Raw genomic sequence first — 20,414 nt, 5'->3', positions numbered from 1 at the left:
CTCCATGATAGCCTCTTTATCCTCTTCTGAGGTGAGGGGCATTTTTATTAAAATTACTTTTATTATATATGAAGCGCGTAAGATGTCCGAAGTGTGATAACTTCATAACTTTTGATGAGACAAAATATAAGTCGGGACAACGTCTTGTTTTCCAGTGTCCTCAGTGTAGTAAGGAGTTTGGAATCCGTATAGGAGTTTCTAAACTTCGTAAGACACAAAAAGAGGAAAACGATGCTCCAGCAGATGAAGAAGCAGAGAACAAGTATGGCTCTCTTCACGTGATTGAAAACGTCTTTCATTTCCGCCAAGTAATTCCTCTACAGATGGGTGAAAATGTTATCGGACGTTATATGAAGGGAAATCCAATTAACTGTCCGATTGAGACGGTTGACCCAAGTGTTGACATGACGCACTGCTCTATTACTGTTAGTAAGAATAAGCATGGAAAATTGCAATATGTGTTGCGTGATGGTCCTTCTTATACAGGTACGTTTGTTGACAATGTGATTCTTGGCGACCGTGAACGTCGTGTTATCGAAGGCGGTACGCTCTTTACGATTGGTGCCACAAGTATTATTCTTCATACTCCAGATGAAGATTAAGTTGTGAAAATACTTTACAACAATTAGGGTGATTTACTCTTAAAACCCTAAGAATGTACGTCTTTTTGTCGACTTTGTAACTATCAGTATATCAGTTTGTAGTAAAGTCGTGTTCTTGAAGGTGCTTAATAAGGGTTCAAAAGGGCGTTAGTTAGACTCCAAAAGGGCATCTTTTAGAAGCCGATTGGTGCTTAATTCGAATGCAATTAAGCATCAATAAAAATTGAACTTGTGAATTTTTATTACAAAACACTTGATTGTTCAGTGTTTACAAAACAATAGAGCCAACTTTTACAGATGCGTAAAAGTTGGCTCTATTATTTTAGTTTGTTATTTATTTACCAGTCATGACACCCTCTATATATAGTCGGGTCATTTCTACTTTTCCATTTGTTCGTACGGTAATACTCTTCTTGAAGTGTCCAGGGAACTTACCAGTTCCGTTGTATGTCACGTCAATCGTACCTTTCTGACCTGGTGCAATCGGTTTCTTATCGTAGTTAGGAATAGTGCATCCACAACTTGCAACAATCTGATTAATAACCAATGGCGCCTTTCCAACATTTGTGAATGTGAATGTTGTTTTGTGCACTGGGTTGTCGTCAGAGAAAGTACCGAAGTCGTAAGTTACCTTATCAAATTTAATTTCTGCCTGATTCTGTGCTACTGCAAATGTCAGTCCGAAAACTAACATCACTGTCATTAATAAGAACTTTTTCATGTCGTCTTTGTTTAATTGATATTTATTAAGTTCGATGCAAAAGTAATGAGAAAGTTTATAGTTTCATTAAAATTTCACAATAATTAAGGAGATATTGTTATTTTAACGCCTTTCAGATAGCAGACTTAACAATAAATCCGTAGAACTTTCTTTATATTTTTATAAGGTGTTTCCCATTTTTAATTTAAAGTTCGTATCTTTGCAGGAGATTATTAAAACCAAACAATTACGTTTGATTTCCCTTTTGGGGATAATTGCAGAAGCGAAATATAATAAACATATAATAAGATATGTATAGAACAAATACTTGTGGAGAGCTGCGCCTTTCGGATGCAGGCAAGGAAGTGACCCTCGCTGGATGGGTACAGCGCGCACGTAAAATGGGAGGTATGACTTTTGTCGACCTTCGTGACCGCTATGGTATTACCCAGTTAGTTTTCAATGAGGCCGATAATGCAGACCTTTGTGGCGAAGCTAACAAGTTAGGACGTGAATATTGCATCCAAGTTAAGGGTGTTGTTAATGAGCGTCAGAGTAAGAATAGCAAGATTCCTACAGGTGATATAGAGATTATTGCTAAGGAGTTGAAGGTGCTTAGTAGCTCAGAAACTCCTCCTTTCACAATTGAAGATAACACAGACGGTGGTGATGACCTCCGTATGAAATATCGCTACTTAGACCTTCGTCGTGAGGCAGTGCGCAAGAATATGGAATTACGTCACCGCATGACGATTCTTATTCGCAACTTCCTTGATGCTGCACAGTTTATGGAAGTTGAGACACCTATACTCATTGGTTCAACACCAGAGGGTGCACGCGACTTCGTTGTACCATCACGTATGAACCCAGGTCAGTTCTATGCACTCCCACAGAGTCCACAGACATTGAAGCAGTTGTTGATGGTTGCGGGTTTTGATCGCTACTTCCAGATTGCTAAGTGTTTCCGTGATGAGGACTTACGTGCCGACCGTCAGCCAGAGTTTACACAGATAGACTGTGAAATGTCATTCGTTGATCAGGATGATGTTATCAATTTGTTTGAGGAGATGGCACGTCATCTTTTCCGTGAGATTCGCGGTGTAGAGCTTCCTAAGTTAGAGCAGATGAAGTGGCATGATGCTATGAAGCGTTATGGTTCTGATAAGCCAGACTTGCGTTTCGGCATGGAGTTCGTAGAGTTGATGAACGACTTGAAGGGTACAGGTTCATTCTCTGTATTTGATGAGGCTGCTTACATTGGAGGTATTGTTGTTCCTGGTTGCGCTGACTATAGCCGCAAACAAATCAACGAATTGACCGACTTTGTGAAGCGTCCACAGGTAGGTGCTCAGGGCCTTGTATTCATTAAGTACAATGCAGATGGTACTATTAAGAGTTCTATCGATAAGTTCTATACAGAGGAGCAGTTGCTGAAAGTTAAGGAAACAACAGGTGCTAAGGATGGCGACCTTGTGTTGATTCTTTCTGGTAGCAACGTTAGAAAGACACAAGTTCAGCTTTGTTCTCTGCGTCTTGAGATGGGCGATCGCTTAGGACTTCGCGATAAGAACGTATTTAAGTGTCTTTGGATTGTCGACTTCCCATTGTTTGAATGGAGTGATGAAGAGCAGCGTTTGATGGCTACTCACCATCCATTTACAATGCCTAACCCTGATGATATCAAGTTGTTGGATGAGCATCCAGAGCAGGTTCGAGCAAAGGCATACGACTTTGTTTGCAATGGTATCGAAGTTGGTGGTGGTTCACTTCGTATTCACGATACTCAGTTGCAGGAGAAGATGTTTGAGGTTCTCGGCTTCACACCGGAGAGTGCTAAGGCACAGTTTGGCTTCTTGATGAATGCTTTCAAGTATGGTGCACCACCTCATGCAGGTCTTGCTTTCGGTCTTGATCGCTTTGTGAGTATCATGGCAGGTCTTGATTCAATTCGTGATTGTATCGCATTCCCTAAGAATAATAGTGGACGTGATGTCATGTTGGATGCTCCTTCGTTTATTGATCAGAAGCAGTTGGACGAATTGGAAATCAAGTTAGATTTGAAGGCATAACACTCTTTTGGGTTGACTTAAGTCAATAAAATGTCGCAGGAGGAGTTAAAGCGTTCATTATCTGTTACTTTTCGTCGTAAGTATTTGACACATTGGAATATTTGATGTACTTTTGCAACAAATAAATAGCATTCACCAGAAGAAAGCTAACAACTCTTTTGTATGTTTGCATTATTTAAGTAGATTGATACATATAAATAATTATTCGATTGCTTGAACAATACTTTAATTGTGTAAAACTATGACAGAAAAGAAAGAAGTTAAGTCTGCTCCTAAAGCAGCAAAGAAGGCTCCTGCTAAGAAAGCTCCTGCTAAGAAGTCAGTTGTAGCTATTAATGCAGAGAATGTCGGTTTTAAGGCTGGCGATGTTTACAATGCTCTTGCTGCTGAAGCCAAGGCTTTGACAGTTGCTGAGATTGCTAAGGCTGCTAATATTAGCACTGAGGAGGTTTATCTTGGCATTGGTTGGCTCTTTAAGGAGGGCAAAGTTAAAGGTGAAAACGATAAAGTTGCTCTTGCATAATTAGAGTAATTATTATAACACAGGAGGGGGAGTCTGTATGGTTAAGGTATAGGCTCCCTTTTTGTATGCAATACGATAAGGAAATATTACGGGTTCTTGCTGAAGCAGGAAACGAGGGACTTTCAGTTCAGAAAGTCTCCCGTCATGTTTTTAATGCTTGTAATTCTCTTTTCAATTCATTGAATCAAGAAGACGTACACAAGTATGTACAGACGTACCTCTTGAAGAATAGCAAGTCTTGCAACTCTCTTATAGAAAAGAGTAGGAAAGGAGTTTATAGGCTAAATGAGAATAATCAGTTATCTCAACAACTGATTCTTCAGTTTCATGACGAGGTAGAAACTCCTAAAGAAAAGCCTGCTGAAGATAGAAGTCTGAATCTGTTTGATTTCTGATTTTATAGCTTTATTACTCAGTAATCCTTGCTTTCTACCACTAAAAAAGAAAAAGCGACATTAATAATTGTCGTTATTCATTTTTATTTGTATATTTGCAATCATATTAATTTTTTGATAATAAGTTATGGCGCAAACTGATAATCATCTCGTCATTATGGCAGGTGGCGTAGGAGGTAGATTCTGGCCGATGAGTACTGCAGACTGTCCTAAGCAGTTTATTGATGTCTTAGGAGTAGGTAGATCACTCATCCAGTTGACCTATGATCGCTTTGCAGGTGTTGTTCCTTCTGACAATGTGTGGGTTGTCACGAACCAAAAGTATGTCTCTTTAGTTCATGAACAGCTCCCAGAGATACCTTTGAATCACATCTTGAGCGAGCCTTGCCGTCGTAATACAGCACCTTGTATTGCATACGTGAGTTGGCGTATCAAGAAAGAAAACCCAAAGGCTAATATCGTGGTGTCACCAAGTGATCATATTGTGACCAATGAAACGGAGTTCAAACGTGTTATTTCTAACTGTTTGAAGTTTACTGCAGAAACGGATGCTGTGGTTACTTTGGGTATGAAACCAACACGCCCAGAGACGGGTTATGGCTATATACAAGCTGACCTTTCAACAGCTTCAGCGCGTAATCGCGAGATTTATCGTGTTGATCAGTTCCGTGAGAAGCCTGATTTACCAACAGCAGAACAATATATCAAGCAGAATAACTTCTTCTGGAATGCAGGAATCTTTATTTGGAGTGCCTCTACTATTGTCAATGCTTTCCGTATCTATCAACCAAGTATAGCAAGAATTTTCGAGCGTATCATGGATGTCTTGGATACAGTCGATGAACAACGCGTGATTGATGAGGTATATCCTGAGTGTGAGAATATCTCTGTCGATTATGCTATTATGGAAAAGGCTGAAGAGATATTTGTTTGTCCTGCAGACTTTGGATGGAGTGATTTAGGAACTTGGGGCTCGTTGCTTGCCCAGACACAGCATGATATTTACGGTAATGCTGTTATTGGTAATGATGTTCATCTGTTTGATAGTAAGAACTGTATTGTACATACAACGGAGGAACGTAAGGTGGTTATCCAAGGTCTTGATGGCTATATTGTAGCTGAACAGGATGGTAAATTGCTTATTTGTCGCCTTTCTGAAGAGCAGCGTCTGAAGCAGTTTACAGGAGAAGGATAGGCTTATTCAATTCGAATTCGTAAATTAAAAGCTTGCGTAGGTACTTGTTTTATAAACGAGACCTACGCATATCTCTTTTATAACAAGAGGGCTATGTGAGATGTACTAATAGCTTGTTTAACGATTAAAAAGGCTGTTGTCTGATTTGGTTAACCAACTTTTCGTTCTCTTTCTGAGGTTCGTTTGTGTTGTGTTAGGTCCCCGCACCATTGGTGTTCACCCTCCGCACGCCTCGTGCGAAGCCTTCGCACAGTATGTGCCAAGGATAGTAAGGATGTTAATTAACCTTATCTTATATAATAAGACTTTATTGATTAAGGTAAAAGGGAGTTATTATTAGACGGCTTAAAACCAAAAATTCATGGTTATGAAACTAAAACTCAAGCATATTTTATTCTTTGTTTTCTGTTTCCCATTTACGCTTTTTGCACAAGCTCAACAGCTTGTCAGACTCAATCCACAGCATTACTTTCAGCGTACAGTTCCTAAAGGAAACTATAGTGGGTTGACATGGTTGGGTGGTGACCGTTATGCAGTGGTTTCTGATAAGACGTCTGAAAGTGGCTTCTTTCGCTTTCGTATACAGATAGATTCTGTTAGTGGAGATATTAAAGACGTTGTGAATGAGGGCTTCCAATCATCGGGCGAGTTGAATAAAGATGAAGAGGGCATAGCTTTCTTTCCTAAAGACAGCACGTTGTTCATTTCCCGTGAAGCAGATAATAGTATCTTAGAATATGGAATGAATGGTAAACAGACGGGTCGGAAGCTTACTATTCCCTCCGTTTTCAGTATGGCTATACCTGCTTATAGTTTTGAAGCACTAACTTACAATGCCCATACGCATCGTTTTTGGACGACTTCTGAAAGTACGTTGAAGATAGATGGAGAACAAGCTAATGCAAAGAATCAAGTGAAGAATAGACTTCGTTTTCAAAGTTTCGATGACTCCTTTATTCCTCAAAAGCAGTATGCTTATCTGATGGATGCTGCGGAGATTCACCCTTCTGTGCCTAATTATGCAATGGGTGTATCAGCAATGACAGCCTTAGATGATGGAAGGTTACTTGTCTTGGAGCGGGAGTTCTTAGTGACTTCAAGTAAGATTGGTTCGTTTGTAGAGAATAAGATTTATTGTGTTGACCCAGTGAAGTCTATGACTATCAGTCAAGAAAAAGCACTTGATACGGATAGTCCGTATATGCAGAAGACTTTGATTGCAACGTGGAAAACCTCCTTAGGACTGCTTCGTCAGAATCTTGCTAACTATGAGGGTATGTGTCTTGGCCCCCGCCTTGCAGACGGAAGCCAAGTTATAGTACTTTGTGCTGACAGCCAAGACCAGTATGGTGGTGTTCTTCGTGACTGGTTTCGCACGATTATTATTCGTTCGTGAATACGTTTTCTATTATTAAGGGATGATATGCCTCTTTATATTATTTTATCAAAAAGGTCTTTTTTGCTTAAAAGCTTTTGGCATTTAGAATATTCTTATTACCTTTGCAGCCGTGAAACAATTAGCAATGACATATCAGACCAATCCAGCGCAGCAAAGAAACTTTAATTTCTTTGCCTTTTTTAGTGCTTTATATTTGGTAGTTTCAGATATTTTGCTAACACACACACACACACACACACACACACACACACACAGGCGCACCTAGCGTTTAATCATCTATTTTTTCTTCCATCCTACGCGCGCGCGAAGCGTGGCGTAACCCTTGTAAACAAAGGACTTCACGAAGGTTCCTTTGTTCGCTTTTTTGTGCCCATTTGCGAGCTGTCAAGAAAGCAAAATAAGAACGTTTTAAGTACTGATTTTACCACAATAATTCATTGTATTTCTCTAGTAATAGTTTGTTTTCTCTCGTTGATTTCTCAGGTAGGCAGCAGTAAGATGCTGTCTGCCTGTAGAGAGGGAGAGGGCAAGCGGTTAAGAGGAATAGATAATGAGTTCAACAGGATGTATATAATAAAAGGTGAGCAATGAAGCCACATAATAGAGAGTAGATAACAACTATTTTTAATCAAATCAAAAAAGCAATGAGAAAAAGACAAGAAAAGAAGAATTATTCTGCACCACGTTGCATGATAATTCAAGTGAATGAAACTAGTTATTTAATGGATACATCCATGCCTGGTCAGCATAAGAAGGCAAATCATGGTACTGGACCTGCCAGTGCAAAATCAGCCCCAGCTTGGCAAGATGACAATGAAGAGACATGGGACAGCCCTTCTTGGGAAGAATAGTAAAATGAGAGTTATAATCACAAATTAGAAAAAGTAATGATGAAAACAAAACAATTATTTAAGACACGTTTATTCTCCCTTGCAGCACTTTTCAGTATGGCACTGGCAGCCATCTCTTGTGCCAACGAAGACATCGTGCAGAATGGTACAACCAGAGAGAACGGCAAAGGCTTTGCAACCTTTGTTGCAGATGCACCAACACAGACTCGTACCTCAATCGATTATGCAACAGGCGATTTCTATTGGGAAGAGGGCGATAAGATATACGTAAAGGACGACGACGGCACGATGCAAGTAAGTAATGCCGTAGATGCAGCTCACGCACATTCAGCTTCGTTCAAGTTCAAAGTTCCTGGAAAATTCGGAGGAAGCGCAACTTATAAGGTTTACTATCTTGGCAAGAATGGTGGCGGTAATCAAGTAACGATCCCGACAGCCCAGACCCAAACAAAGCCAAACGCAACCGATCATCTTGGCGATTCAGGCGACTACGGTACAGCCACGGCAACAGGTACTTTAGGCGGTAGCATCTTTAGTTTCCAGTTAGAGCACCAAGCAACTTATCTCGTCTTTCAGCCTTACACAAGCAATGCAATCTTACAAAACTGCTACCTAACTAAGGTTGAGGTAACTTCCGACAACGATATAGCGGAGACTTATACAGTCAACACTAGCACGGGCAACCTGGATGCTTCGGCAGGTAGTAAGCAAATCATTCTTACCACAAAAGACCCAGTGACTGGAAGCACTAACGAGAAAGGTTTCTCTTTCACCAATGCAGCCTCTATCTCTACAGCTGATAAGATCTACATGCTTATCAAGCCGGGTACACATACACTTAAGGTTCGTTACTGGATAAAAGATTATGTAACCAACGTAGAGGGAGCGATTACCAAAACTTTGCCTTCTTACAATTATGCAAAGAACACCTACTACGACATGACAGCCAGTTTAGATGCAAAGAACTATGATTCTAATTATTGCCTTTGGGATGCCCAGCAGCCATTCTGGTACGGACATGAGTGGAATGCTCCAAATCCTGCTGATCGTTGGCAGCCGCTTGTTTCTGTGAAACCTTTCCCTCACGCATCAGAATTAATAAACCCTACAGATGTACGTGCAGCAAGCACCGTCTTCCCAGGGCAGGGAGTTCGTAACGATGCTGTTAACCTCTGTAAAGATTGTCCTAATGCTAACGAGATAGCATGGTATGCAGAAAAAGGCGATCCACGATTTGATGCCGATCTGGTTTGGACCACTATGGGACATCTTTACAAAGGTGGCTTTTGGTTGAAGAAGAAAAGCAAGATGGCACTTGATAATAGTACGACGGTAGCAAATATAGAGAGTATGGGTCCTGATGGTACGGATTGGTGTACCAGTTCTACATCTAAAACTGTAACTAAAACTTATTCTATTACCACTCTTCCATCTGCTACCGAAGCGGTTAATTATTTCTTTGTACCAAGCATAGGGTATGGATTAGGATTCTCAGGGTTCGAAGAATTTACTATGAACGGAACACTGGGGGTATTTTGGTCATTGAGTGGATGTGCTGAGTCAGCTGGAAATGCCAGCGCATATTCTTTCCATTTAAATTATTATAATTCTCAGATATATGCAAGTGTAATTAGTAATTACAGTCGTACTAGCAACATATGCTATCCTTTGAAATTCGAATAAGATGCAAAAATAATTTTATCATATTCACAACGCTCCGTGGGCTAAAAGGTCTCGAGCTTACGGAGCTTTCACAAACAGAGACCGCCTTAATGATAATATGGCTAACAAACCTATTCAATTTTTCTTGAGAGAACAGAAACTGAACATTGGTAAGCAGGCAGGAAAGACTGTTATCGTAGCGCGCCCGACGGGTAGGCAACGTGTAGACTTCCGTAACTTCTGCGCACGTATTGCTAAGTCAACAACCTTTAATGCTCAGGAGGTAGCAGCCGTACTGAATCTTGCCAGCGAGACCGCTCGTGACATCGTAGCCAATGGCGACATCGTGGAATTTGGCGACATGGGTACATTGACACCTTCGTTTAAGAGCAAGGCGGTAGAGCGTGTTGAGCAGTTCCGTGCACAGCAGCATATTGAGAAACCTGTTGTGAAGCTCCTTGCTTCTCGTAAGTATTTCACGCTGAACGATGTTACCTTTGAGCAGGTAATACCAGGGGAAAAGAAAGCAAAAACAGAGAAGAAGACTGAGAAAAAGAAAGAAAATCCAGGTCCAGTTCCTGAAGATTAATAAAGACACAATTCTTTTGTCTAAGACATCTAATGTAAAGTTCGCGAACAAATTCAAAAAAGTTCGCGAACTTTTTTTGATTTCTTCGCGAACAATTTTTTGCGTTTCTTATAAGATGACTTTTTCTAATGTAGTTTCCTGATTTAGCTTGACTATCTTTGCATCTTATCTTTAGAGAAAGTTGACTTAATTTGCCTAGCCACTTTTTGCTATAGTAGCTGAACTGTGGCCACAGGTTTTATAAGTATAGAGGACAACTAGATGCAGAAGAACGAAAAAGTTTAGATAACAAACTCTTCAAATAGAAAGCATAAAAAGCCATATTCTTTCTATTGAAGAGAGAATGAGATTATACAAATTCTTTCATTTCTTTCTCTACAGAATGAGTGGATTGGGAAGATTTTATTTGTTTAGTTTTTTATGAAGTTTGCGCAAAGCCTTGTCTCGAATCTGGCGTACACGTTCACGCTTTAGCCCCATATCTTCTGCAATCTCTGCCATCGTATAGTGTGCTCCGGTCAATCCATAGATATAAGTGATGACCCTTTTTTCACGTTCATCAAGTACATCTAATCCTTTTTGGATTTCATTGCTGAGGATTTCTTGGTTAAGATGTTCATCAGCATGCTTGGCATTTTCATTCTCAAGGATATGCTGAAGTGTGAAGTTATTATTGCTACCTACTGGTACAGGCTGGTCAATAGAGATAGCATGTGAACGCTTCTGTTCAAATCTACTTGTCTCGTTCTTAGGAAGTTTATAGAGTGTTGCTTGCTCTTTGATAGCCTCTTCCATAGCTTTACGGATGTAAGGAGCCGCAAAGACAACAAAGCGTACACCTTTTGAACCATCAAACTTCTGTGCGGCATACATCATACCAATATTTCCCTCACTGATAAGGTCGTCTTCACCCAATCCTCGGTTACGGTATTGATGAGCCAATGAAACAACAAACTTCAAGTTAGCCTTGGTCAACTTCTCCAAAGCTCTTGCGTCACCAACCTTTATCTTCTCTGCTAACTCCTGCTCTTCTTTATCTGAAAGAAGCTGCTCGTTAGCTATATCTTCTATGTATTTCTCGTTTGAAGTCATAAAAAAGTGTTGTGGTAGAATATTATTATATAGGGTTATACCTGCTGTGAATGGTTCTTGTTGTTCTTCTTTTTCTTTACATACCACTTAACAAGGAAGTAAAAACAAACAACAATTACCAAGAAGATAAGACCAAACTTAATATACTCTCCATACTCTAAAATCTTCTCTTGGAGCTGATCTTCTGGTACAAAAGAGTGCATGTAATGTCCTAAAAGTGCAAGAATAGTGTGCCATGAGGCTGCACCTATAGTAGTATAAAGCAAGAACTTCCAGTAGCTCATCTTCGCCAATCCTGCTGGAATGGAGATAAGATGGCGAATACCTGGCAAGAGACGGCCAGTGATTGTAGCCACCATACCATGCTCATCGAAGTATCGTTCGCTCTTTTCAACTTTCTCTTGATTCAACAAACACAAGTGTCCCCACTTACTATTGGCAAACTTATAGATGATAGGGCGACCAAGATACCATCCTGCAAGATAGTTAATAGTTGCACCAACGTCTGCTCCTAAAGTGGAGAAAAGAATTACCAACCATATATCAAGGTTGCCTGCGGCAGCATGATAGGCAGCTGGGGCAACAACTAATTCTGATGGTACAGGGATAACCGTACTTTCAAGAAGCATCAAAATAAAGATGGTGCCATAGTTGAGATGTCCGAGCATGGATGTGATAAAACTCATAATGATATGTTATTAATTATAATTCTGTTTGTTATAAAATACGAATATTGGGGTAGTCTTGTGGGCTTGTTCCTTCTGGATAGAGGTCTGATAGTACCTCTATACTCTCCTCTGGATTCTTTTTAACGGCTTGTCGCAAGTATATCTTGAATTCTTTTTTTAGTTTTAATTCATAACAACAGCGTGCGAGATATGCAAAACCGATGTCCCAGTCGTCATCCATTTCAGGCAATAACGTACTAAAGATATTGTAAGCATATTCGACATATCCATTGTCAAAGGTTGAAATACCAATATGGATGAGTGTCAGACTCTTGCTCTGTGTTTCTGCTAATGCTAAATGATAATATCGTTGCGCTTCTGAAGCGTTGCCGTGCATGAGATGTATATGTCCGATAGTAACATCAACGACAGTTGTATCTTGATTATGGCAGAGCTTCTTATAACGCTCGTAGTACTTCAGAGATTCCTCATAATTTCCAAGTGTAAAGAGTCCGTTGGCCTTGTTGAGGATAGCTTCTTCATCATCAGGGTTGATGGCAATAGAGTATTCGCTTGATGTGATAGAGTCCTTTATGTCATTCCTTAAAAGCTGATTCTGGGCTAACTGATTCCAGTAAGGACCAGAATAAGGGTTGGTATCAAGTAACTCATTGAGAATGGACTCACTCTCTTTATACTTCCCACGGCTTTTGAGAAGACGCGCACGAAGTTCCTTATAATCGTTATCTTCTGTCTTTGTTGAGCGGCTCAACCATTTCTCTACATATTCATTTTCTTCATAATCGGAAAAGAGAGCAGCAACATCAAGGACATAATCCTCGCGGTCTTCTTGTGAGATAACCTCGTCATACTGGCTTTGAAGGAAGTCATCTGCTTCGCCTGCCTTATTGTCAACAATCATGATTTCAGCCTTAAGATAGAGATAATCTAAGTCGCTCTTGTCAACAATCATCTCTGCTATCTCGTTAGCAAGCTCTGGGTCTTCGTCGATGAATAATGCTAAACGTGCCTTGAAAGCAAGTGGAGTAGTGGCTGTTGGATACAAGCGGGTGGCATAATCGATAGCGTCTAAAGCATTGTTATCCTCACCAATATAGTGGTAATATTCAGCAACATCAGTCAGTTCCTCTGGGTCGAGGAACTCGCTGATGTTGTCTTTTTGCAGTTCTTCATATCTATGAAGGACTTGCTTGAATTTATCACTCTGATAGTATATATCCAAATCTTACTTTACTTTAGTTATGCTTTGGCCTTCTTAGCCCAAGTATCTTTCAAGCCAACAGTCTTATTAAACACGAGGTGGTCGGCTGTTGTATCTGGGTCAAGCATGAAGTAGCCAGTACGCTGGAACTGTAGGTAATCACCCGGTTTCTTCTCAGCGAGATACTGTTCAACGTAGCACTCTGTGTGTACAGTAAGGCTCTCTGGATTGAGAAGCTCACGGAAATCACGCTCATCAGCAGCAGGATTCTCTACGTTGAACAAGCGGTCGTACTCACGTACCTCTGCCTTTAAGCAGTGGTCTGCGCTAACCCAGTGGAGAGTACCTTTCACCTTACGGTCAGCACCCTGCATACCACTCTTGCTGTCAGCATCATATTCTGCTTGAATCTCAATGATATTGCCCTCAGCATCCTTAGTACAACCAGTACACTTAACGATGTAAGCGTTCTTCAATCTCACTTCCTTACCTGGAGACATACGGAAGAATTTCTTTGGAGCATCCTCCATAAAGTCAGCACGTTCAATCCAAAGATTCTTTGAGAAGGTGATAGTGTGTGAACCATCTGCCTCATTCTCTGGGTTGTTAATAGCCTCCATCTCCTCAGTCTTTCCTTCTGGATAGTTGGTAATAACAAGTTTTACAGGGTCGAGAACAGCGCTAACACGTGTAGCCTTCTTGTTCAAGTCGTCACGTACAGCAGCCTCCAACAATGCTACATCATTGAGTGCATCGAACTTAGTATAGCCAATAGAGTCAATGAAGTTACGGATAGACTCCGGAGAATAACCACGACGACGCATACCACAGAGTGTCGGCATTCGTGGATCATCCCATCCCTTGACATGATGTTCATCAACCAATGTATGAAGTTTACGCTTTGACATTACTGTATAAGTAAGGTTCAAGCGGTTGAACTCTATCTGTCGTGGGCGGTTATCTGATAGGTTGTCATCGGTGCCATCACTTTCTTTTAAGAAATCAATAAACTTATCATAGAGAGGACGGTGAGGCACAAACTCGAGTGTACAGATAGAGTGGGTAACACCCTCAAAGTAGTCACTCTGTCCGTGTGCAAAGTCATACATTGGGTAACAATGCCACTTTGTACCTGTACGATGATGTGGAATCTGAATGATTCGATATATGATTGGATCACGGAAGTGCATATTAGGATTAGCCATATCGAGCTTCGCACGAAGCACCATACTTCCCTCAATAGCCTCTGGTGTGTTCATCTGCTCAAACAAAGCAAGGCTTTCCTCGATAGGACGATCACGGTATGGTGATGCTGTACCAGGCGTTGTTGGTGTACCTTTCTGTGTTGCAATCTGCTCAGAAGTCTGCTCGTCAACATATGCCAAGCCCTTCTTAATCATCCAAACAGCAAAGTCCCATAACTTCTCAAAGTAATCACTTGCATAATAAATGTTACCCCATTTGAAACCAAGCCAGCTAATATCATGAAGGATATTCTCTACATATTCGTTGTTCTCCTTGCTTGGGTTTGTATCATCAAAACGAAGATTGCAAATACCCTTATAGTTTTCAGCTACACCAAAGTCCATGCAAATCGCTTTCGCATGACCAATATGAAGATAGCCATTTGGCTCTGGCGGGAAACGTGTCTGAATACGTCCTCCGTTCTTACCCTTTGCGAGGTCTTCCTCTACCAGTTGTTCTACGAAGCTCAAGCTACGCTTCTCCTCATTGGTGTTGTTCTCTATCGTAGTCATATTTTCCTATTTATTATTATGCTGCAAAGTTACTCATTTTTTCTTGTTTATGATGCACTTTGTTCTAAATAATTAATGTATATTCTTTTATGCAGTTTGAAATTATTCATACAAAATGCTTTTCGAGTAATGTTTTATAATGTTTTGTATATTTTCAGTAACGAAATAAAACCAATTTTCTTTATCTTTTTAAAGTGTTTAATAAAAGTGAATGTGAACAGCTTTCAGCGATAGGTGTATGTATGATAACAAATGTTTCATTCTTAATAAAAAAGTTGCATAAAAGTTTGCACATATAAAAATAATGCCCTATCTTTGCAAACGTTATCCTGAATACAATCTTTTTACCTTAAAGAAACTAATACCTATTGAGATTGAATGCCCATCGCTGTGAAGCGTAGGGCATTTTTGTTTTTAGTAATTTTGAGGTGTCGTATTTTTATTTACAATATTATTTTTATGCGTTTTAGATATCTTAAAATTAATATTATATTTTTCTTTATAGTTCTTTTAAGCGACTTTCTGATTTAAACTTAGGTGTTATTGTGACCATTCAAAGTACATTTTAACGCTTAGTACCAATCTTTTGTTATTCGTTTTATTGGAGTATAGTATATGGTAATATTACACATTTAGCTTGAAAAGAACTTTCCTTAAATCCACCTACCTAATTGTTTGTATTTTTTTCAATATTCTCTTATCATCTTGTAGTTTGTCATATAGATATTGTAACTTTGCATAAAACTTGATTAGAATGAAGAATATATTAAAAGAACTACGACGTAAGGACCACCCACGAGTGTTGGGTGCCTTAGATATATTTAAGTTTATTGGTCCCGGTTTGTTGGTGACCGTAGGCTTTATCGACCCAGGAAACTGGGCAAGTAACTTTGCTGCTGGTTCAGAGTATGGCTATGCATTGTTATGGGTAGTAACCCTTTCGACAATCATGCTTATAGCTTTACAGCATAATGTTGCCCATCTTGGAATTGTGACAGGACTCTGTCTCAGTGAGGCTGCAGTTAAGTATGCACCTAAATGGATAGGTCGTCCTATCATCTTGAGTGCAATTCTTGCCAGTATCTCTACCTCTTTAGCTGAGATTCTTGGTGGTGCAATTGCGCTACAAATGCTCTTTGGTATTAGTATTCCTACAGGCTCTGTCTTAACAACAGTGGCTGTGTTGATAATGCTTTTTACGAATAGCTATAAGAAGATGGAACGTGCCATCATTGGCTTTGTGTCAATGATAGGCCTTTCGTTTGTCTATGAACTCTTCCTCGTTGATATTCATTGGCCTGCAGCCATTGAGGGAGCATTCGTTCCTACTGTCCCTCAAGGTTCTCTTTTGATTATCATGAGTGTGTTGGGAGCGGTTGTGATGCCTCATAATCTTTTCCTTCACTCAGAGATTGTACAGAGTCGTGAGATTTATTTGGAGGGTGACGAGCGCATCCGTCACATGTTGAAGTATGAGTTTGTCGACACTCTTTTCTCCATGATTGTGGGTTGGGCTATTAACTCTGCGATGATTCTCTTGGCAGCAAGTACGTTCTTCTCTCATGGTCAGCACGTTGACGAACTGTCTCAGGCGCAAGCAATGTTACAACCACTTTTGGGTAATAATGCTGCGAATATATTTGCTATTGCCTTACTTTTAGCGGGTATTTCAAGTACGATAACCAGTGGAATGGCTGCGGGTAGTATCTTCTCTGGGCTTTTTGGTGAGTCATATAATGCAAAAGATACGCACTCTATTGCTGGAATTGTGCTTTCATTAGGTATTGCCCTTCTGATGATATTCTTTATTGGTGACCCATTTAAGGGATTGATTATCTCACAGATGTTCCTTTCTGTCCAACTTCCTTTCACCGTTTTCTTACAGGTCGGTCTGACATCTTCCAAGCGTGTGATGGGTAAGTATGCCAATAGTAAGTTGAATATGGTCTTCCTTTACTCGTTGGCAGGCATCGTCACCTTACTTAATATATGGCTCTTGATAGAGAGTATATCATAGTGGTGATGTCTTGCGAGGTGGAATATTGTAAAATAAATTCACAGCTTTGAAATTAAAAGATGCTTAATTGCGTTCCAATTGGGCGTTAATTGAGGTCCAAAAGGGCGTTAGTTGGCATGCAACTAACGCCCTTTTGCAATGCAATTAAGCACCTTTTATAATATTCTTTTGCAACTCTTTGATACCCTGATGGTTATGAGTGCAGTCTTTTTTGATGTTTCCAAGGTAGAAGAAGCTTCTTTCCTCTCTTTTTGTGTAATGATTTTTCAATTCAGCTATAAGCGTTTTACTCCTATAAAAACCAACTTCTGAAGATTAATCCCACATTATATAATATAAAGAAGACAGGAATGATACAACCATATCATTCCCGTCTTTTATGTTATTTGCTATTAATCTTAGATAGACTTGTAGCCGTTCGTACTGTTATGTGCAAGCAAGTCTTTCAGATTAAGCTCTCTGCCACCATGTGCTTCGTAAGCTTCTTTCATTTCTTCTTCGCCCTCAGCCTCTTCTTCAGAGTGAACGAATGTAACACACTTGTCTTTAAGCTCTGCGACTACCCAGCCAATCAGTGCAATGATTAGCAGTGCAATCAGTCCTGTCATTGGAGTTATCATAATTGATTTGTTTTTTATTTCTGATGCAAAATTACATTAAGTTTCGGAAAGCACCAAATTATCTGTTAGTTTTTAGTAACTTTGCAGTATTAAACGTGAAATGTATGAGGTATAGATTTATAATATTCTTAATTATAATACTTATTTTTATTCCTGTTCAAGCTGTTTACAGTACTAATGATAGGGAAGTTCTAAAACATAATATATCAATGAAGAAAATCTTTTTATGTTCATCTTTTGCTGATGTTGCTTCAATTTTATCCGAATCCGTTTCAGTTCCGTTGAGGGGCAAGACTGTAGCATTTATCCCTACAGCAAGCATTCATGAAGAGTATACACAGTATGTGGAAGATGCCAAGGTGGCACTTGATTCTCTTGGACTTATCATCAAGGAATTGGAAATTACTCAATGCAGTAAGAATGAAATGGAAGAGGTCCTGACAAGCTGCGACTGTATCTATGTATCGGGTGGCAATACGTTTTTTCTCTTGCAGGAATTGAGGAGAACTGGGATTGACAGGTGTATCATAGAGCAGGTGGAGCAAGGAAAACTATATATTGGGGAATCTGCTGGAGCGATGATACTTGCTCCCAACATTGAATATGCAAAGGGTATGGATGACTGTTATTCGCGGGTGTCAGGAATGGAGGATTTTGTTGGTCTTGGCATTGTTGGATTCTATCCTGTCGTACATTTCGATAGTTATCCTTTTGAAAAGGCTGCACGGGAAGTTGTCAACAAGAATAGCCATCTGCCCTTGAAGATTATTACAAATCAGCAAGCTATTGTTGTTGTGGGAAATAATATCGTAATAAAAGAAAGAAAATAATTTTTATTGGCTGAGATAATTGGCTGAGCTGTTTATTTTATGCTGTACTATACTATAAGAAGATGACAAGAAAAGAAAGATATGATTATGCACTGAGTTATTTTCGCAAGAATGTTGGGCATGTTTCAACTGAGCTAAATTTTGGTTCAGCATTCCAACTTCTTTGTGCGACACTCCTTTCTGCTCAGTGTACGGATAAGCGAATCAATGCGATTACGCCAGAATTGTTTCGTCATTATCCAGATGCAAAGGCGATGGCAGAGGCTACAGCCGATGAGATATTTGAGTATGTGAAGAGTGTTTCTTACCCCAATTCAAAGGCAAAACATTTAGTTGAGATGTCGAAGATGTTGGTTGAGAAATTTGATGGTGAGGTGCCTTCTGACCCTAATGCACTCGTTACGCTGCCTGGAGTAGGGCGTAAGACGGCAAATGTTATTCAAGCAGTGTGGTTTGGTAAGCCAACACTTGCTGTCGATACGCATGTATATCGTGTCAGTCATCGTCTGGGACTGGTTCCTTCAACAGCTAACACGCCTCGTAAGGTTGAGGATTATTTGATGAAGAATATTCCTACAGAGGAGGTCTCGGATGCACATCATTGGATATTGCTTCATGGCCGTTATGTTTGCAAGAGTGCTAAGCCTGATTGCGAACATTGCCCTTTTGATGATATCTGTCCAAAGTTGTTGGAGAATAGTAAGTTGTAGGATAGTATAGTTGACGAGTTAACGAGTTTACAAGTTAACAAGTTAATTGATGGTAGGTTTATAGTTGACGGTTGACGAGTTAACAAGTGAATGAATTGATAGTGTAAAATTAAACAAGATAAAACGCAAAAGATTATGAATACAAAGAAGATAATGCACTTCCTGCAAGGTATTGCTGCGAACAATAATAAGCAATGGTTTCAGGAACATAAGGCTGAATATGATGCGGTGAAGGCTGATTTCGAGAACGGAGTTGACCAAATAATATCTTGTTTGGCAACCTTTGATGATGAGGTTTCACACTTGACGGCAAAGGATTGTACTTATCGCTTCTATCGTGATATACGTTTCTCACCTGATAAGAGTCCGTATAAACGCCACTTGGGTGCATACATCTGTGCACGTGGTAGAAAGGCATTGCGAGGCGGTTATTATATACATCTTCAGCCAGGGAACTGCTTGGTAGCTGTTGGTTGCTATTGGTTGCCTACGAATATATTGACTTCATGTCGCAATGAAATCATGGCGAACATTCATGAATGGCGTAAAGATGTAGAGAATGAGGACTTTCTTAATCTGTTCGGACGACCTAATGAGGGCGAGTGGACCGACGATAAAGTAAGTAAGAGAGGCTTTGGATTTGCAGCTTTAAAGACTGTTCCAAAGGGATTTCCAAAGGATTATGAGCATCTTCAGTATCTTCGGATGAAGGATTATTGCTGTTGGGTGTCTGTGCCCGATGACTTCTTCGAGGGCGATGGCTGGGTTGAGCAGTTAGAACATATCTGTAAGACAGGTAAGCCTATGATGGACTTTATAAATAATGTGGTAGATGATTATGAGTAGAAACAAATAAAGAAGGTGTGTCAAAATGCAAATTAATAACTTGACAACCTTCAATTTATAAGTAGGATTCTTCTAAAGACAAAGAATAGACCATTTCTTTACTCAAAATCGAGTACAGAAATGGTTATTTTTATTGGATTGTTTCAGACTGTAAGATTATAAAAATGGTATTTGTATTTTGACACATCCCCACGGGGGGTAAGGTTTTTTCTTCTTTTCCTTGCCCATTCAATTTATTCTTCTTACCTTTGCCGCCGTGAACAAATTAGCAACGACATATCCAGCCAATCCAGCACAGCAAAGAAACTTTGATTTCTTTGCCTTTTTTAGTGCTTTATATTTGGTAGTTTCAGATATTTTGCTAACACACACACACACACACACACACACACACACACACACACACACACACACAGGCGCTACTAGCGTTTAATCATACTTTTTTTCTTCCATCCTACGCGCGCGCGAAGCGTGTCGTAACCGTTGTAAACAAAGGACTTCACGGAGTTTCCTTTGTTCGCTTTTTCGTGCCCATTTGCGAGCTATCAAGAAAGCAAAATAAGGACGTTTTAAGCACAGATTTTACCGTAACAGATAATTGTAATTCTCTAATAATAGTTTGTTTTCTCTCGTTGATTTCTCGGGCAGGCAGTGGTAAAGCGCTGTC

General features: G+C 39.9%; 19 protein-coding genes. 13 read left to right on the top strand and 6 right to left on the bottom strand.

Annotation, left to right across the window (positions count from 1 at the left end; all coding sequences use genetic code 11):
- The first annotated feature begins 68 nt into the window (after positions 1-68).
- The gene (locus J4861_RS04760) at positions 69-602 is read left to right on the top strand and encodes an FHA domain-containing protein (RefSeq protein WP_211815998.1); all 534 of its coding nucleotides are present in this window, start codon (positions 69-71) and stop codon (positions 600-602) included.
- A gap of 334 nt (positions 603-936) precedes the next feature.
- On the opposite strand, the gene J4861_RS04755 is transcribed toward J4861_RS04760, so the two are convergent.
- Entirely contained in the window at positions 937-1,323 is a 387-nt protein-coding gene (locus tag J4861_RS04755; RefSeq protein ID WP_120175251.1) for a DUF1573 domain-containing protein, read from the bottom strand.
- A gap of 290 nt (positions 1,324-1,613) precedes the next feature.
- Between J4861_RS04755 and aspS the strand changes: the two genes are divergently transcribed.
- The 8 genes from aspS to J4861_RS04715 all read left to right on the top strand — a co-directional run bounded on the left by aspS (position 1,614) and on the right by J4861_RS04715 (position 9,985).
- Positions 1,614-3,371, top strand: coding sequence for an aspartate--tRNA ligase (gene aspS, locus J4861_RS04750; protein ID WP_211815997.1), 1,758 nt, complete (start codon positions 1,614-1,616; stop codon positions 3,369-3,371).
- Between the two features lie 241 nt (positions 3,372-3,612).
- Positions 3,613-3,894, top strand: a complete 282-nt coding sequence (locus J4861_RS04745; RefSeq protein WP_036865141.1) for a winged helix-turn-helix domain-containing protein — start codon at positions 3,613-3,615, stop codon at positions 3,892-3,894.
- Between the two features lie 65 nt (positions 3,895-3,959).
- A complete protein-coding gene (locus tag J4861_RS04740; protein WP_211794564.1) occupies positions 3,960-4,289 on the top strand; it encodes a hypothetical protein in 330 nt (109 codons plus the stop codon).
- A gap of 127 nt (positions 4,290-4,416) precedes the next feature.
- A complete protein-coding gene (locus tag J4861_RS04735; RefSeq protein WP_211815996.1) occupies positions 4,417-5,484 on the top strand; it encodes a mannose-1-phosphate guanylyltransferase in 1,068 nt (355 codons plus the stop codon).
- Between the two features lie 361 nt (positions 5,485-5,845).
- Positions 5,846-6,880, top strand: a complete 1,035-nt coding sequence (locus J4861_RS04730) for an esterase-like activity of phytase family protein (RefSeq protein WP_211815995.1) — start codon at positions 5,846-5,848, stop codon at positions 6,878-6,880.
- A gap of 647 nt (positions 6,881-7,527) precedes the next feature.
- Complete coding sequence (locus tag J4861_RS04725; protein ID WP_346267008.1) at positions 7,528-7,734, top strand: hypothetical protein; 207 nt, start codon at positions 7,528-7,530, stop codon at positions 7,732-7,734.
- 36 nt (positions 7,735-7,770) lie between these two features.
- Complete coding sequence (locus J4861_RS04720; RefSeq protein ID WP_211815994.1) at positions 7,771-9,417, top strand: hypothetical protein; 1,647 nt, start codon at positions 7,771-7,773, stop codon at positions 9,415-9,417.
- Between the two features lie 97 nt (positions 9,418-9,514).
- Positions 9,515-9,985, top strand: coding sequence for an HU family DNA-binding protein (locus J4861_RS04715; protein WP_211815993.1), 471 nt, complete (start codon positions 9,515-9,517; stop codon positions 9,983-9,985).
- A gap of 402 nt (positions 9,986-10,387) precedes the next feature.
- Here the strand turns inward: J4861_RS04715 and J4861_RS04710 are convergent, their stop codons facing one another.
- Genes J4861_RS04710 through J4861_RS04695 form a run of 4 tightly spaced genes read right to left on the bottom strand, consistent with a single transcriptional unit; the run spans position 10,388 to position 14,724 of the window.
- Complete coding sequence (locus J4861_RS04710) at positions 10,388-11,077, bottom strand: sigma-70 family RNA polymerase sigma factor (protein WP_211815992.1); 690 nt, start codon at positions 11,075-11,077, stop codon at positions 10,388-10,390.
- 35 nt (positions 11,078-11,112) lie between these two features.
- Positions 11,113-11,763 (bottom strand): DedA family protein, encoded by a 651-nt coding sequence (locus tag J4861_RS04705; RefSeq protein ID WP_004359927.1) that lies wholly within the window; start codon positions 11,761-11,763, stop codon positions 11,113-11,115.
- 31 nt (positions 11,764-11,794) lie between these two features.
- Positions 11,795-12,988 carry a tetratricopeptide repeat protein gene (locus J4861_RS04700; RefSeq protein WP_211815991.1) on the bottom strand — a complete coding sequence of 398 codons (1,194 nt, stop codon included), beginning with the start codon at positions 12,986-12,988 and terminating at the stop codon, positions 11,795-11,797.
- A gap of 17 nt (positions 12,989-13,005) precedes the next feature.
- Positions 13,006-14,724, bottom strand: a complete 1,719-nt coding sequence (locus J4861_RS04695) for a glutamine--tRNA ligase/YqeY domain fusion protein (RefSeq protein WP_211815990.1) — start codon at positions 14,722-14,724, stop codon at positions 13,006-13,008.
- Between the two features lie 754 nt (positions 14,725-15,478).
- Here J4861_RS04695 and J4861_RS04690 point away from each other — a divergent pair.
- Positions 15,479-16,741: an Nramp family divalent metal transporter gene (locus tag J4861_RS04690; RefSeq protein WP_211815989.1), complete on the top strand. Its 1,263-nt coding sequence runs from the start codon at positions 15,479-15,481 to the stop codon at positions 16,739-16,741.
- Between the two features lie 398 nt (positions 16,742-17,139).
- Here the strand turns inward: J4861_RS04690 and J4861_RS04685 are convergent, their stop codons facing one another.
- Complete coding sequence (locus tag J4861_RS04685) at positions 17,140-17,361, bottom strand: hypothetical protein (protein WP_211815988.1); 222 nt, start codon at positions 17,359-17,361, stop codon at positions 17,140-17,142.
- A gap of 209 nt (positions 17,362-17,570) precedes the next feature.
- Here J4861_RS04685 and J4861_RS04680 point away from each other — a divergent pair, with 209 nt between their 5' ends.
- The 3 genes from J4861_RS04680 (at position 17,571) to J4861_RS04670 (ending at position 19,747) form a co-directional block, all read left to right on the top strand.
- Positions 17,571-18,191: a Type 1 glutamine amidotransferase-like domain-containing protein gene (locus J4861_RS04680; protein WP_211815987.1), complete on the top strand. Its 621-nt coding sequence runs from the start codon at positions 17,571-17,573 to the stop codon at positions 18,189-18,191.
- Positions 18,192-18,253: 62 nt separating this feature from the next.
- A complete protein-coding gene (nth, locus tag J4861_RS04675; RefSeq protein WP_013265335.1) occupies positions 18,254-18,901 on the top strand; it encodes an endonuclease III in 648 nt (215 codons plus the stop codon).
- Positions 18,902-19,036: 135 nt separating this feature from the next.
- A complete protein-coding gene (locus J4861_RS04670; RefSeq protein WP_211815986.1) occupies positions 19,037-19,747 on the top strand; it encodes a DUF2461 domain-containing protein in 711 nt (236 codons plus the stop codon).
- Positions 19,748-20,414: the final 667 nt, after the last annotated feature.

It is taken from the genome of Prevotella melaninogenica, from assembly GCF_018127925.1.
In the GTDB taxonomy this organism is placed as follows: domain Bacteria; phylum Bacteroidota; class Bacteroidia; order Bacteroidales; family Bacteroidaceae; genus Prevotella; species Prevotella melaninogenica_C.
The sequence above is the reverse complement of the archived record's forward strand: the minus strand, read 5'-3'. Positions and strand labels throughout refer to the sequence as shown.